This window comes from Pseudoduganella sp. HUAS MS19 (assembly GCF_053615455.1).
Window position 1 is genome coordinate 4,026,451 of sequence record NZ_CM132133.1, and the last position, 13,948, is coordinate 4,040,398.

The window sequence follows — 13,948 nt, forward strand, 5'->3', positions numbered from 1 at the left end:
AGGACGCCACGACGCCCCCCTTTGAAAGTCGGGGTCAGCTCCTGACCCTTCCCCTCATATTTTGCAGACACGCACCATCGATATCAGTTCGATAAGTGCGTGTTTGATATCTGTCAGATGGATCGAAGGCGGTTGGGCCTCATTAATCCAATGCATCGCCAATGACAGGATTGACAGAGTGCTGGCAGCCTTCGCGCGACTGCCGTAAGCGACACTGAAACCTGTTTTGCGAGCGGCGAGTCCGATAAGCCAGAGTGCGTAGGTGAGCAATGTCCCCAGCAAGAGCAAAATAGCCAAGCGCCGCAATGTGTGGGTCTGACTAAGGCGTAATCCCATTCCCCACTGCGCGTTCTTGAGGTCGCGGAAGGTTTGTTCGATCTGCATGCGGCCAGCGTAAATGTTGGCGATTTGCTCGGCATTGAGTGAGGCGAGCTTGGGTGAAACGGCGAGCAACCATGGCTCGCGTTGTCCCCGACTATTCTTCTTGCTGTGGCAGCTGCGTGCCGGCTTGCCTATCTTGGTCAATCGGCGCCGCCCCTTTGGGTGGCGTTTCAGCAGCACAAGCCGGCACAGGACAGGATTAGCGCGCGTGTAAAAGTATTGGCCCAGGTCGCGCGCATGGGCGCTGGCCTGTGCATAGAGCGTCTTGCAGCCAACCCAGCCAGGACTGTCGTGCCAGCGCACCATGTCGCGATTGCGGATCCTCCCCACCCAGGCAAATCCGAGCTGGTTTAACAGCTTGAACCAACTGGCGCGAAAGCCGGCATCGGTGATGATGATGGCCCGGCTGCCCGGTGGAAGTATGCTGCGCAACGATTGTAGAAAGTGTTGATGCACAATCGGTGAGCCAAGCTTGGCGCAGGGGTGGGTTTCCTCATAAAGGGTGAACGCACGCCCTTTGACGATGGCTGCTGCCCGTAGCAACTGAATGCTGCTATCGTCTCGTACCGCCGACCAGTCCACAGCAATCTGCACACCAGGCTGGCGGATCACACGGCGAGCCAGCGCACGGTACACGGCATGCTTTTCCTGCGCCAGATGGGGGTTACTCAACAGCCGATCACAGCATTTGATGCGATGGCGCAACTGCGTCGCCGAAGCCAGCTTCTTCCCCATGCGCACCAGACTTAGGCCACCATGCAACGCCGCTGTCGCCACCTTGGCCAAGCATGTCCGCCGCTTGGCATGCATGTTCGGACATTCCTGATCCAATAACCCCTGTATGATTGCATGTGCATGCATGGCTTATTCCTTTCCCTCGCAGTTTGGACGCTACGAATGAAAGGGGTGACACAGCCATGCATGCGCCGTTTTTGGGATTGAAAGTTAACAGCTTCCTTCAACGTTTACAACAAAAATATGAGGGGAAGGGTCAGGGTCAGCTCCGGCAATCGGACATTTGGCGCAGCCAAATGTCCGATTGCCGGAGCTGACCCCGACTTTCTTTATGCTAGGCGAACGACAGTTCGACGCCGGAGGCGGCGGCGATTTCTTCGCGGCTTACGCCGGGGGCCAGCTCGGTCACCTTGATGCCGGTCGGGGTCACTTCCATCACGCCCAGGTCGGTGATGATCATGTCCACCACGCCGACGCCGGTGAGCGGCAGGTCGCATTTCTTCAGCAGCTTGTGCGACGTCGAGCCGTCCTTGGCAGTGGCGACGTGCTCCATCAGCACCACTACTTTCTTGACGCCGGCCACCAGGTCCATCGCGCCGCCCATGCCTTTCACCATTTTGCCCGGGATCATCCAGTTGGCCAGGTCGCCCTTTTCCGATACCTGCATCGCGCCCAGGATCGCCAGGTTGATCTTGCCGCCGCGGATCATGGCGAACGAGTCGGCGGAGCTGAAGTATGCGGCGCCCGGCAGTGCCGTCACGGTTTGCTTGCCGGCGTTGATCAGGTCAGCGTCCACTTCCGCTTCGGTCGGGAACGGTCCAATTCCCAGCAGGCCGTTTTCCGACTGCAGGAATACTTCGATATTTTGCGGCACATAGTTGGCCACCAGAGTCGGCAAGCCGATGCCCAGGTTCACATAGAAGCCGTCCTGCAGCTCTTTCGCCGCGCGCGCGGCCATTTCATCACGAGTCCATGCCATGTTGTCTTCTCCTTAGTTGGCACGCACGGTGCGCTGTTCAATGCGTTTTTCCGGGGTGGCGTTCAGCACGATGCGATGTACGTAGATGCCCGGCAGGTGCACGGCGTCCGGATCGATGGCGCCGACTTCCACAATTTCTTCCACTTCCACCACGCAGACCTTACCGGCAGCGGCCACGTTCGGGTTGAAGTTGCGCGAGGTCTTGCGGAAGACCAGGTTGCCCGAATTGTCGGCCTTCCAGGCCTTGACCAGGGAAACGTCGGCCACCAGCGAGCGTTCCATCACGTATTGCTCGCCGTCGAATTCGCGGATCTCCTTACCGTCAGCGACGATGGTGCCGACGCCGGTCTTGGTGAAGAAAGCCGGAATGCCTGCGCCGCCGGCGCGCAGCTTTTCAGCCAGCGTGCCTTGCGGGGTGAATTCCAGTTCCAGCTCGCCGGCCAGGAACTGGCGGGCGAATTCCTTGTTCTCGCCCACGTAGGAGGAGATCATTTTCCTGATCTGGCGGGTTTCCAGCAACTGGCCCAGGCCAAAGCCGTCCACGCCGGCGTTGTTGGAAATCGCGGTCAGGCCGGTGGCGCCGCTGTCGCGCAGGGCTGCGATCAGCGCTTCCGGGATGCCGCACAGGCCGAAACCGCCGACCGCAATGGTTTGGCCGTCGGCCACGATGCCGGCCAGGGCGGCCTTGGCATCCGGATAAATCTTGTTCATTATGTCTCCTTGTTCAAATGGCCAGAGGGCGATTGAGGATAGAATACGCGCGGCCAAACTTCAATACCGTAGAAATACCGCAATGCCGATCAATTACGAGTCCATCTTTAAATTCGCCCCGGTCGGCATGTGCGTGTCCGACAACCGCGTGATCCAGGCCGGCAACGATGCGCTGGCCGCCATGTTCGGCTACGGCGCGGGTGCGTTGGATGGGCAGTCGTTCCAGGTCTTGTACCCGACCCAGGATGAATACCAGCGAACCGGGGACCGCATCATCCCGATCATGAATGCCAGAGGGCGCTATTCGGATGAACGCATTATGCGCCGCGCCAATGGGGAATTGTTCTGGTGCCATGTGACCGGGCGGGCACTGGATGCGGCTCAGCCGCTGGGTGCAGGTATCTGGACGTTTGAGGATGTATCGGAACAGCGGCCGGTGTCGGCTGCCCTTACCCCGCGCGAGCGGGAAATTGCGGCGTTGCTGGTGGAGGGCAAGACCAGCAAGATGATTGCGCGCGATGCGGGGCTGTCGCCACGGACGGTGGAGATGCATCGGGCCAGCTTGATGCGCAAGTTTGGGGCGGCGACCGCAGCGGAGCTGGTGCATAAACTGGCTGGGGCGCGCTGAAGACCGGCAAACCCGGGGCTGACCCACAGGGTCAGACCCGCCTGCATAGCGGCAACTAGCCGGCCATCATCCCATCATCGGCAGAGATGATGGCGCCGTTGATGAAGTGCGCCTCATCGCCGGCCAGGAGCAGCAACAAGCCATCCAGGTCTTCCGGCTTGCCGGCCCGCTTGCGTGGCAGCATGTCGATCAGGCGCTTGCCCTGGTCGCTGGCGAAGTAATCCTCGTTGATCTCGGTCTCGATGTAACCCGGGCAGATGGCATTGGTGTTGATGCCGTATTTGCCCCACTCCACCGCCATCGCCTTGGTCATCTGCACCACGCCGGCCTTGCTCATGCAATACACGCCAATCTGCGGCAGCACCCGCAAGCCGGCCACCGAAGCGATATTGATGATCCGGTGCTGCTTGCGCGGATCGCCCTTGGCGCGCGCGATCATGCGCTTGGCCGTTTCCTGCGCCACGAAAAAGGCCCCGCGCAGGTTGCAGTCCATGACGAAGTCATAATCTTCCGGCGACACGTCAAGCAAGCGTTGCGTCATTGATACACCGGAATTATTGACCAGGATATCGATCGGGCCGGCCTCGGTTTCGGCATGGGCGATGGCGGACTTGATGCTGGCGTAATCGGTCACGTCGAGGGTGACCACATGGGCGGCGCCGCCATCGGCTTCGATCTCGGCTCGCAGTTCCTTCAGGCGTTCGATGCGGCGCGAAGCCAGCACCACCTGGCAACCTGCCTTGGCCAGCACCTTGGCGAAACGGGCGCCGAGACCGCTGGAGGCGCCCGTGATCAGGGCGATTTTGCCCTCAAAATTTACTTCGATCCCCACCGGCTACTCCTTATGATTCCGTTCCGACATGATGACACAAAAAACCTCCTTATTAGATTGCCACGTCTAATATTAGCCCTCACAATGGCGCCACCGTTGCAATACCAAGGAAAAAAGAGCACACTCGTTCTATTTCCAGCACCGAATTTTCCATCATTCTTATAAAAACACTATGAGCAACCTTGTAGAACAGTACGGCCCGCGCGAGGCAATGGAGTACGACGTTGTGATCGTTGGCGGCGGCCCTGCTGGCCTGTCGGCAGCGATCAAGATCAAGCAGCTGAACCCGGACACTTCCGTGGTCGTGCTGGAAAAAGGCGGCGAACTCGGCGCCCATATCCTGTCCGGCGCGGTGATGGACCCGAAAGCCCTTACCGAGTTGATCCCCAACTGGAAAGAGCTGGGCGCGCCGCTGAACACCGCCGTCACCGAAGACCGCGTGCTGTTCCTGACCGAGACCAAGGCGTTCAAGACCCCGAACTTCATGCTGCCGAAGTGTTTCGAGAACCACGGCAACTACGTCATTTCGCTGGGCAATGTCGTGCGCTGGCTGGGCCAGCAGGCGGAAGCCCTGGGCGTGGAAATCTTCCCTGGCTTCACCGGCGCCGAAATCCTGTACAACGACGACGGTTCAGTCAAGGGTGTGGCCACCGGCAATATGGGCGTCAAGCGCGATGGCGAGCCTGGCCCCGACTTCCAGCTCGGCATGGAATTGCATGGCAAGTACACCCTGTTCGCCGAAGGTGCGCGTGGCCACCTGGGCAAGCAGTTGATGGCCAAGTATGACCTGAACAAGGGCAAGGACCCGCAGTCCTACGGCATCGGCATCAAGGAGCTGTGGGAAATCGATCCGGCCAAGCACAAGCCCGGCCTGGTGATCCACACCACCGGCTGGCCGCTCGATACCAAGACCTACGGCGGCTCCTTCCTGTATCACCTGGAGAATAACCAGGTCGTGGTCGGCTACGTGGTGGGTCTGGATTACGAGAACCCATACCTGTCGCCGTACGAAGAATTCCAGCGCTACAAGACCCACCCGGAAATCCGTACCTTCTTTGAAGGCGCCAAGCGCATTTCCTACGGTGCGCGCGCGATTACCGCCGGCGGCCTGCAATCGCTGCCGAAGCTGGTGTTCCCGGGCGGCGCGCTGATCGGCTGCGACGCCGGCTTCCTGAACATGAGCCGCATCAAAGGCTCGCATGCGGCAATCAAGTCCGGCATGCTGGCCGCCGAAGCCGTGGTGGCAGCGCTGGGCGCCGGCCGCTCGGCCGACGAGCTGGCTGCGTACCCGACCGCCTTCGAACAGTCCTGGCTGCACGAGGAACTGCATGTGGCGCGTAACGTCAAGCCTTGGCTGAAAAAGGGCCTGTACCTCGGCTCGATCATGACCGGCATCGACCAGATCGTGTTCCGCGGCAAGGCGCCGTGGACCCTGCACCACTCGACCCCGGACCACGCCTGCCTGCGTCCTGCTTCGGACTTTAGCCCGATCAACTATCCCAAGCCGGACGGCAAGCTGACCTTCGACCGCCTGTCGTCGGTGTTCATCTCGAATACCAACCACGCGGAAGACCAGCCTATCCACCTGACGCTGAAAGACAACTCGGTGCCGGTGAGCGTCAACCTTGCCAAGTTTGCAGGTCCGGAATCGCGCTATTGCCCGGCCGGCGTCTATGAATTCGTCAAGACCGACGAAGGCCAGGACCGCCTGCAGATCAATGCGCAGAATTGCGTGCATTGCAAGACCTGCGATATCAAGGATCCGACCCAGAACATCGTCTGGATCACGCCAGAGGGCGGCGGCGGTCCGAACTATCCCAATATGTAAGATCCAAGGGGGCTGCGGCCCCCTTTTTCATGGTCACCCTGGCAAGGCGCAAAAAAAAATCAAAAAAATTTCCACTCGGCACTTAATGCTCCCGGCCCCACGGTCGTCTTGTACTTCTGAGAGCGCAGAAAAAGACCCGCTGCTCGATTCGAACCAACCACCCAGGAGTTATCATGCTGAGCCTTCACACCAACGCAGCGGCCCTGTCCGCACAGAACTCGATCACCCGCACTCAGAATTCCCTGTCGACTTCGATGACCCGCCTGAGCACCGGCTTCCGCATCAACTCGGCAATGGACGACGCAGCAGGCCTGCAGATTGCAACCCGCCTGAAGACCCAGACCTCGGGCATGAGCGTTGCAATGCGCAACACCCAGAACTCGATCTCCCTGATGCAAACCGCTGAAGGCGCCCTGGACGAGACCACCAACATCCTGAACCGCATGAAAGACCTGGCAACCCAGGCTGCCGACGGTTCCTCGACCGCTGCCGACAAGACTGCAATGCAGGCTGAATTCGACACCCTGACCGACGAACTGTCGAACGTGATCGCCAACACCAAGTTCGGCGGCACCGCACTGTTCAACAGCGTTGGCGGTACCCTGCAAGCTGCGATCACCTTCCAGATCGGTGCTGACTCGACCGAAACCATGACCGCTGACTTCAACACCGAACTGGACGCTGCCACCACCGCAATCGACACCGCTTCGACCCGCTTTGTGACTACCGGCGCTCCTGCTGCTGGCCCAGGCACCGAACTGACCGCCGTCGGTGGCCCAACCACCGCGATCGCGAACCTGACCGCCGCAATCGACTCCGTTGGCGCGCTGCGTTCCAAGCTGGGTGCAATCTCGAACCGTCTGGACCACGTCTACAACAACTTGGCCAACATCTCGACCAACACCAAGAACGCATCCGGCCGCATCATGGACGTTGACTTCGCTTCCGAATCCGCGAAGATGACCTCCTCGCAGATGCTGCTGCAAGCTGGCACCGCAATGCTGAAGCAGTCCAACAGCCAGTCCTCCCTGGTCCTGTCCCTGCTGCAGTAATTCCGCAGGTGGCCTGAAAAAGCCAACCGTGCGCGGTTGGCTTTTTTTATATCGCCGTATTACTATCAGTTTGTATGGCAATCGATCGCGTCACTCCTTCCAATCCGGGCCTGAGCATTCACGACCGCCAGGTACGGGAAAATCCCGGCCAGGCCCATGCCCAGCCGGTTCCGCCGGTTGCCCAGCCGCCGGGCGACGCGCCCGAGTTCGCGCTGCAAAGCGGCCTGCCCGCCTCCGTTGGCGCGCTGATCGAGGCAATGGAAGGTGCGCAGCATAACCAGCTGATGCGCAGCACTGCTGCCGCTGGCGCAACCATGGGCGCCCTGCTGTCGCAGGAAGCGCTGTCGATGCAGCCCAACCAGTTGTTTCCCTTGCGCCAGATGGTCTGGCATACCCCCGATACCAATTTGCTGGCCGCCTCATGGCAAGTGATGGTGCGCACTTATGGCGAACAGCGCGCGGCCCTGCAGCAGCAGAACGAAGGCCGCCATGTGCCATCCAGCCTGTTCATGGCCGACCCGCCGCCCCCCGTGCTGCGCGATGGGCGTCCTTATCCGGGACTGGTGTCCGAACTCGATGCCTGGCGTTTCGCCGTCTACGCCTGGGGCGCCGAGAAGTTAACGCTGCGTGTGGTGGCGCGCGATCCAGGCCAGGACGAAGGGATGCCGGAGCAGCGCCGCCGCCGGCCGCGCGTGGCCCTGCGCCTGGAGATGAACTTGCCCGACATTGGCAAGGTGGTGGTGCAGATGGAGCCGTCCGAGCTTGGCGTGGTGCTGGAAATCGGCGCCGCCAGCAACGAAGCGATGCAGCAGATGCGCGGACTGTTGCCGCGCATCGCTACCATCGTCGGCCAATGCGGCCTGCAGATCGTGCGTGCGCGCCTGATGCGCGAACTGACGCCGGTCAACCATTTCGACAACGATCCGTCGCGCACGCAGGTCGCGCTGCTGACCGCCGCGCTGTTCAAGGCGATGGCGGAAGTTGCCGTGTTCCTGTCGCAGCCGCGCTTGCCGGAACAAGCGCTGTCGGCCTAGTCCAGTATCCCGGCTGCGCATAGACTTCCTTCAACTCGTCGATGAAGAAGCGTATCTTCGCCGGCAAATGCCTTTGCTGCAGGTAAACGGCCATGATGTCGTAATCGGGCAGTGCAAAATCGTCCAGCACCGTAATCAGGCTGCCTTCCGCAAGCTGCGCCTGGATCTCCCAGGTTGAGCGCCACGCCAGTCCCAGGCTTTCGCACGCCCAGCGGTGCAGCAATTCACCATCATTGCAATCGAGGTTACCCTGCACCCTGACCGTCACGGGCTTGCCGCCTTGCTGGAAGTACCAGCCGCGCTGCTGGCCGCCCTGCAGGTTGAAGGCCAGGCAGTTGTGCTGCGCCAGGTCGTCCAGCGTGCGCGGAATACCGTGCCGCGCGAAGTAATCCGGTGTGCCGCATACAACACGGCGGTTTTTCGCCAGCCGCACCGCCACGAAGCTGGGGTCGATCACACCGCCGATGCGGATGCCCAGGTCATAGCCTTCGCGCACCAGGTCGATCACCTGGTCGGTCAGGTTGAAGGATATCTGCACGTCTGGATTGGCGGCTAAAAACGCCGGCGCGTGCGGTGCAACATGCTGGCGTCCAAACGAGGCCGGAGCCGACACGATCAGGTGCCCGGTGGCCTTGTGCCGCCCCTCCGAAATATTGCGCTCGGCGATATCCAGGCCAGAGAGCAGCTTGCGGCAATCCTCAAGGAAGACATTGCCCTGTTCCGTCAGCGTGAGGTGGCGCGTTGTGCGGTGCATCAGTTTTACGCCCAGGCGCCTTTCCAGCGCGTCGATCCGGCGCCCCAGCATCACCGGCGTGATGCTCTGTTCCAGCGCGGCGCGCGCCAGGCTGCCTTTCTCGACCACGGCCACGAAGGCCTCGATTTGCTTCAGTTTGTCCATGGCTCCGATTATTCCATACCCAGAGTATCGAATGAAACGATTTTTTATCGTCTTATCAGGGCAACTCATCGCCTATAGCATACAAAACATCAACAACAGACTTTGCATGCATATCAGGAGATCACCATGGCAAAAATGACGGCGGCCGAAGCGGCTGTCCACGTACTGCAGAAGGAAGGCATTTCGGTCGCATTCGGCGTGCCGGGCGCCGCCATCAATCCGCTGTACGCTGCGCTGAAAAAGAACGGCAAGATCAAGCACATCCTGGGCCGCCACGTCGAAGGCGCTTCCCACATGGCCGAAGGCTATACCCGCGCCGCGCCGGGCAATATCGGCGTCTGCATCGGCACTTCCGGCCCGGCCGGCACCGACATGATCACCGGACTGTATTCGGCGCAGGCCGACTCGATCCCCATCCTGTGCATTACCGGCCAGGCGCCGCGCGCGCGCCTGCACAAGGAAGATTTCCAGGCCGTGGACATCTCGTCCATCGCCAAACCGGTCACCAAGATGGCGACCACGGTACTGGAGCCGGCCCAGGTGCCGCGCGTATTCCAGCAGGCCTTCCACCTGATGCGCTCCGGCCGTCCGGGCCCGGTACTGATCGACCTGCCGTTCGACGTGATGATGGCGCAGATCGAATTCGATCCGGAGACCTACACCCCGCTGGAGGCCTTCAAGCCGCGCGCCTCGCGTGCCCAGGTCGAAAAGGCGCTGGAGATGATGAACGACGCCGAGCATCCGCTGATCACCGCCGGGGGCGGCATCATCAACGCCAACGCGTCCGCCCTGCTGCAGGAATTCGCCGAAATCGTCAACGTGCCTGTGATCCCGACCCTGATGGGCTGGGGCACCATACCCGACGACCACCCGTTGATGGCGGGCATGGCCGGCCTGCAGACCAGCCACCGCTACGGCAACGCCACCGTGCTGGCCTCCGACTTCATCATCGGCATCGGCAACCGCTGGGCCAACCGCCATACCGGCTCCGTCGACGTGTTCACCGAAGGCCGCACCTTCGTGCACGTGGATATCGAGCCAACCCAGATCGGCCGCGTGTTCGGCCCGGACCTGGGCATCGTGTCCGACGCCGGCTACGCGCTGGAGCTGTTCGTCGAAGTGGCCAGGGAGTGGAAGTCTGCAGGCAAACTGCGCGACCGCACCGGCTGGGTGGCCCAGTGCCAGCACCGCAAGCGCACCATGCTGCGCCGTACGGATTACGACAATGTGCCCGTCAAGCCGCTGCGCGTGTACGAAGAAATGAACAAGTACTTCGGCCGCAATACGCGCTACGTGTCCGCCATCGGCCTGTCGCAGATCGCCGCCGCGCAATTCCTGCACGTCTATCAGCCACGCAACTGGATCAACTGCGGCCAGGCCGGTCCCCTGGGCTGGACCATCCCGGCCGCGCTGGGCGTGCGTGCGGCCGATCCGGGCACCGATATCGTGGCCATTTCTGGCGACTACGATTTCCAGTTCCTGATCGAGGAACTTGCCGTCGGCGCGCAATTCAAGCTGCCTTACATCCACGTGCTGGTGAATAACTCCTACCTGGGCCTGATCCGCCAGTCGCAGCGCGGCTTCGACATGGACTTCTGCGTGCAGCTGTCCTTCGAAAACGTGAACGCGCCGGAACTGAACGGCTACGGCGTTGACCACGTGGCCGTCGTCGAAGGCCTGGGTTGTAAGGCAATCCGCGTGCACAATCCGGACGACATCATCCCGGCCTTCGAGCAAGCCCGCGAGCTGATCGCCAAGTACAGCGTGCCGGTGGTGGTGGAAGTGATCCTGGAGCGCGTGACCAATATCGCGATGGGCACCGAGATCAACGCCATCAACGAATTCAACGACATCATCGACGCCGCTTAAGAGGAACTGCAATGCCAAAATTCGCCGCCAACCTGACCATGCTGTTCAACGAGCAGCCTTTCCTGGAGCGCTTCGGCGCCGCTGCCCGCAACGGCTTCAAGGGCGTGGAATTCCTGTTCCCTTACGAATTCGAGCCGCAGCAGGTGCACGAACAGCTGGAACAGCACAAGCTGGAAATGGTGCTGCACAACCTCCCAGCCGGCAATTGGGCCGGCGGTGAGCGCGGCATCGCCTGCCACCCGAACCGCATCGGCGAGTTCGAGCAGGGCGTGGAAACCGCCCTCGCTTATGCCAGTGTGCTGGGAACCCAACGTATCAACTGCCTGGTCGGCATCAAGCCGCAAGGCGTGGCCGATGCCGATGCCCGCGCCACGCTGGTGAGCAACCTGAAGTTCGCAGCCGGGGCACTGAAGAAGGCCGGCATCCCATTGCTGGTCGAACCGATCAACACCTTTGACATTCCGGGCTTCTTCCTGTCGGGCACCCGCCAGGGGCTGGAACTGATCGAATCGGTGGGATCGGACAACCTGTTTCTGCAGTACGACATCTACCACATGCAGCGCATGGAGGGCGAGCTGGCCAACACCATCAAGAACCACCTGTCGGTCATCAGGCACGTGCAGCTGGCCGACAATCCAGGCCGCTTCGAGCCCGGCACAGGCGAGATCAATTACCGCTACCTGCTCAACTTCCTCGACGAAATCGGCTACGGGGGCTGGGTGGGCTGCGAATACAAACCGAAAGCCGGCACCGAAGCTGGCCTAGGCTGGCGCCAGGAACTGGCGGCTTAAAACAAACCTAGAGGAGAAAGTACCATGCAAAAACTCGGATTCATTGGCCTTGGCATCATGGGCGGCCCGATGGCAGGCCACCTGCAGGCAGCAGGCCACAAACTCTACCTGCACGACGTGAAAAACCCGCCAGCCAACCTGGTCGAAAACGGCGCCACCGTGTGCACCTCGGCGATGGAAGTGGCCAAGCGCGCCGACATCATCTTCCTGATGGTGCCGGACACCCCGCAGGTCGAAGAAGTCCTGTTCTCGGAAGATGGCATCGCCGCCGGCCTGTCCGCCGGCAAGATCGTGGTCGACATGAGCTCCATCTCGCCGATCGCCACCAAGGAATTCGCCAGGAAGATCAACAAGAAGAGCTGTGCCTACCTGGACGCGCCGGTCTCGGGCGGCGAGGTGGGCGCCAAGGCAGCTTCGCTGACGATTATGGTCGGCGGCCCGCAGGAAGCTTTTGACACCGTCAAGCCGCTGTTTGAGCTGATGGGCAAGAACATCACCCTGGTCGGCGGCAACGGCGACGGCCAGACCACCAAGGTCGCCAACCAGATCATCGTGGCGCTGAACATCCAGGCCGTGGCGGAAGCGCTGCTGTTCGCATCGAAAGCCGGCGCCGATCCTGCCAAGGTGCGCGAAGCGCTGATGGGCGGCTTCGCCTCCTCGCGCATCCTGGAAGTGCACGGCGAGCGCATGGTGAAACGTACCTTCAACCCCGGCTTCCGCATCGCGCTGCACCAGAAGGACCTGAACTTGGCGCTGCAGGGGGCCAAGGCCCTGGGTGTGTCGCTGCCCAACACCTCGGCCACGCAGGAGCTGATGAACGCCTGCGCCGCCAACGGCTTGTCCGGCCTCGACCACTCTGCGCTGTGCCAGGCAATCGAACTGATGTCCAACCACCGCATTGCACAGGCTTAACATGACGTCCGCCCCAGCCCCACGCGCGCTCCTGCTCGACTTGTACAACGCCGCCATCGGCGCAGTCCATCCGCGCAACCTGCTGCAGGACTACCTGCCGCCGCCGCCCGCCAAGGGCCGCACGCTGGTGATCGGCGCAGGCAAAGGCGCCGCAGCCATGGCGGAAGCCGTGGAGCGGCACTGGCAAGGCCCGTTGTCGGGGCTGGTGGTGACGCGTTACGGTCATGGCGCCGAGACCCGGCATATCGAAGTGGTCGAGGCTTCGCATCCCGTGCCGGACGACGCGGGCCGGCAAGCCGCCGCGCGCATGCTGGAAATGGTGCAGGATCTGACCGGGGACGACCTGGTGCTGTGCCTGATTTCCGGCGGCGGTTCGGCCTTGCTGGCCTTGCCCGCCGAAGGCATCTCGCTGGCCGAGAAGCAGGCGCTGAACAAGGCGCTGCTGAAAAGCGGCGCCACCATCGGCGAAATGAATTGCGTGCGCAAGCACCTTTCCGCGATCAAGGGCGGCCGCCTCGCGCTGGCATGCGGCAAGGCGCGCGTGGTGACCCTGCTGATCTCCGATGTACCGGGCGACGATCCGCGGGTGATCGCAAGCGGCCCTACCCTGCCCGACGCCACCACCAGCGCCGAGGCGCTGGCGATCCTGTGCAAGTACCGGATCGACATCCCGAAAAGCGTGCTGGCGCACCTGCAATCGGCCGACAGCGAAACACCGAAGCCTGGCGATACGCGCTTCGAAGGCCATAGCCATCACGTCGTCGCCACCGCCCAGCATGCACTGGAAGCAGCTGCCACACGGGCGCGCGAGGCCGGCCTCACGCCGTACATTCTTTCCGACGGGATTGAAGGTGAGGCGCGTGACATTGGCCTGATGCACGCCGCAATGGCACGCCAGGTCCTTTCGCACGGCCAGCCTTTCCAGCGTCCTTGCGTGATCCTGTCCGGCGGCGAAACCACCGTGACGGTGCGCGGCAACGGGCGCGGTGGCCGCAACGTCGAGTTCCTGCTCAGCTTTGCGCTGGCGATGGAAGGCGCCACCGGCGTACACGCCATCGCCTGCGACACGGACGGCATCGACGGTTCGGAGGACAACGCCGGTGCGCTCTATGCGCCGGTTTCGCTGGCCCGCGCCGAAGCCAAGGGCGTCAGCGGCAAACACCTGCTGGCCAACAACGACGCCTACAGCTTCTTCAGCGCACTGGACGACCTGGTGGTCAGTGGTCCGACACGCACCAACGTGAACGACTTCCGCGCAATCCTGATTCTTTGAATCACTGAGAATAGAGAGAGACACC

At 61.8% G+C, this 13,948-nt stretch carries 13 protein-coding genes; 8 read left to right on the forward strand and 5 right to left on the reverse strand.

Translation table 11 applies throughout. The features are described 5' to 3' along the window. Positions 1 to 54: 54 nt before the first annotated feature. From ACWBU6_RS18165 to ACWBU6_RS18175, 3 genes are all read right to left on the reverse strand, one after another. Positions 55 to 1,242 carry an IS4 family transposase gene (locus ACWBU6_RS18165; protein WP_452644803.1) on the reverse strand — a complete coding sequence of 396 codons (1,188 nt, stop codon included), beginning with the start codon at positions 1,240 to 1,242 and terminating at the stop codon, positions 55 to 57. Between the two features lie 208 nt (positions 1,243 to 1,450). Beyond that, positions 1,451 to 2,095, reverse strand: coding sequence for a CoA transferase subunit B (locus tag ACWBU6_RS18170; RefSeq protein WP_452644804.1), 645 nt, complete (start codon positions 2,093 to 2,095; stop codon positions 1,451 to 1,453). A 12-nt stretch (positions 2,096 to 2,107) separates the two neighbouring features. Further along, positions 2,108 to 2,806, reverse strand: coding sequence for a CoA transferase subunit A (locus ACWBU6_RS18175; RefSeq protein WP_452644805.1), 699 nt, complete (start codon positions 2,804 to 2,806; stop codon positions 2,108 to 2,110). A gap of 82 nt (positions 2,807 to 2,888) precedes the next feature. Between ACWBU6_RS18175 and ACWBU6_RS18180 the strand changes: the two genes are divergently transcribed. Continuing rightward, complete coding sequence (locus ACWBU6_RS18180; RefSeq protein ID WP_452644806.1) at positions 2,889 to 3,434, forward strand: LuxR C-terminal-related transcriptional regulator; 546 nt, start codon at positions 2,889 to 2,891, stop codon at positions 3,432 to 3,434. Between the two features lie 55 nt (positions 3,435 to 3,489). Here ACWBU6_RS18180 and ACWBU6_RS18185 read toward each other — a convergent pair whose 3' ends face one another. After that, entirely contained in the window at positions 3,490 to 4,266 is a 777-nt protein-coding gene (locus ACWBU6_RS18185; protein WP_090436401.1) for an SDR family oxidoreductase, read from the reverse strand. Between the two features lie 211 nt (positions 4,267 to 4,477). On the opposite strand from ACWBU6_RS18185, the gene ACWBU6_RS18190 reads away from it, so the two are divergent. The 3 genes from ACWBU6_RS18190 (at position 4,478) to ACWBU6_RS18200 (ending at position 8,180) form a co-directional block, all read left to right on the forward strand. Next, entirely contained in the window at positions 4,478 to 6,094 is a 1,617-nt protein-coding gene (locus tag ACWBU6_RS18190; protein ID WP_452649580.1) for an electron transfer flavoprotein-ubiquinone oxidoreductase, read from the forward strand. Between the two features lie 173 nt (positions 6,095 to 6,267). Further along, positions 6,268 to 7,146, forward strand: a complete 879-nt coding sequence (locus ACWBU6_RS18195; RefSeq protein ID WP_452644807.1) for a flagellin N-terminal helical domain-containing protein — start codon at positions 6,268 to 6,270, stop codon at positions 7,144 to 7,146. A gap of 74 nt (positions 7,147 to 7,220) precedes the next feature. Next, positions 7,221 to 8,180, forward strand: a complete 960-nt coding sequence (locus ACWBU6_RS18200; RefSeq protein WP_452644808.1) for a hypothetical protein — start codon at positions 7,221 to 7,223, stop codon at positions 8,178 to 8,180. On the opposite strand, the gene ACWBU6_RS18205 is transcribed toward ACWBU6_RS18200, so the two are convergent. Next, a complete protein-coding gene (locus ACWBU6_RS18205) occupies positions 8,110 to 9,078 on the reverse strand; it encodes a LysR family transcriptional regulator (protein WP_452644809.1) in 969 nt (322 codons plus the stop codon). The two genes, ACWBU6_RS18200 and ACWBU6_RS18205, sit on opposite strands and share 71 nt — an antisense overlap. 126 nt (positions 9,079 to 9,204) lie before the next feature. Between ACWBU6_RS18205 and gcl the strand changes: the two genes are divergently transcribed. From gcl to ACWBU6_RS18225, 4 genes are read left to right on the forward strand one after another with little or no spacing between them, the layout of a single operon-like run. Continuing rightward, positions 9,205 to 10,947: a glyoxylate carboligase gene (gene gcl / locus ACWBU6_RS18210; protein ID WP_452644810.1), complete on the forward strand. Its 1,743-nt coding sequence runs from the start codon at positions 9,205 to 9,207 to the stop codon at positions 10,945 to 10,947. A gap of 11 nt (positions 10,948 to 10,958) precedes the next feature. Next, positions 10,959 to 11,738, forward strand: coding sequence for a hydroxypyruvate isomerase (gene hyi, locus ACWBU6_RS18215; RefSeq protein WP_452644811.1), 780 nt, complete (start codon positions 10,959 to 10,961; stop codon positions 11,736 to 11,738). Positions 11,739 to 11,762: 24 nt separating this feature from the next. Continuing rightward, positions 11,763 to 12,650, forward strand: coding sequence for a 2-hydroxy-3-oxopropionate reductase (gene glxR, locus ACWBU6_RS18220; RefSeq protein ID WP_452644812.1), 888 nt, complete (start codon positions 11,763 to 11,765; stop codon positions 12,648 to 12,650). A 1-nt stretch (position 12,651) separates the two neighbouring features. After that, complete coding sequence (locus tag ACWBU6_RS18225) at positions 12,652 to 13,923, forward strand: glycerate kinase type-2 family protein (protein WP_452644813.1); 1,272 nt, start codon at positions 12,652 to 12,654, stop codon at positions 13,921 to 13,923. Positions 13,924 to 13,948: the final 25 nt, after the last annotated feature.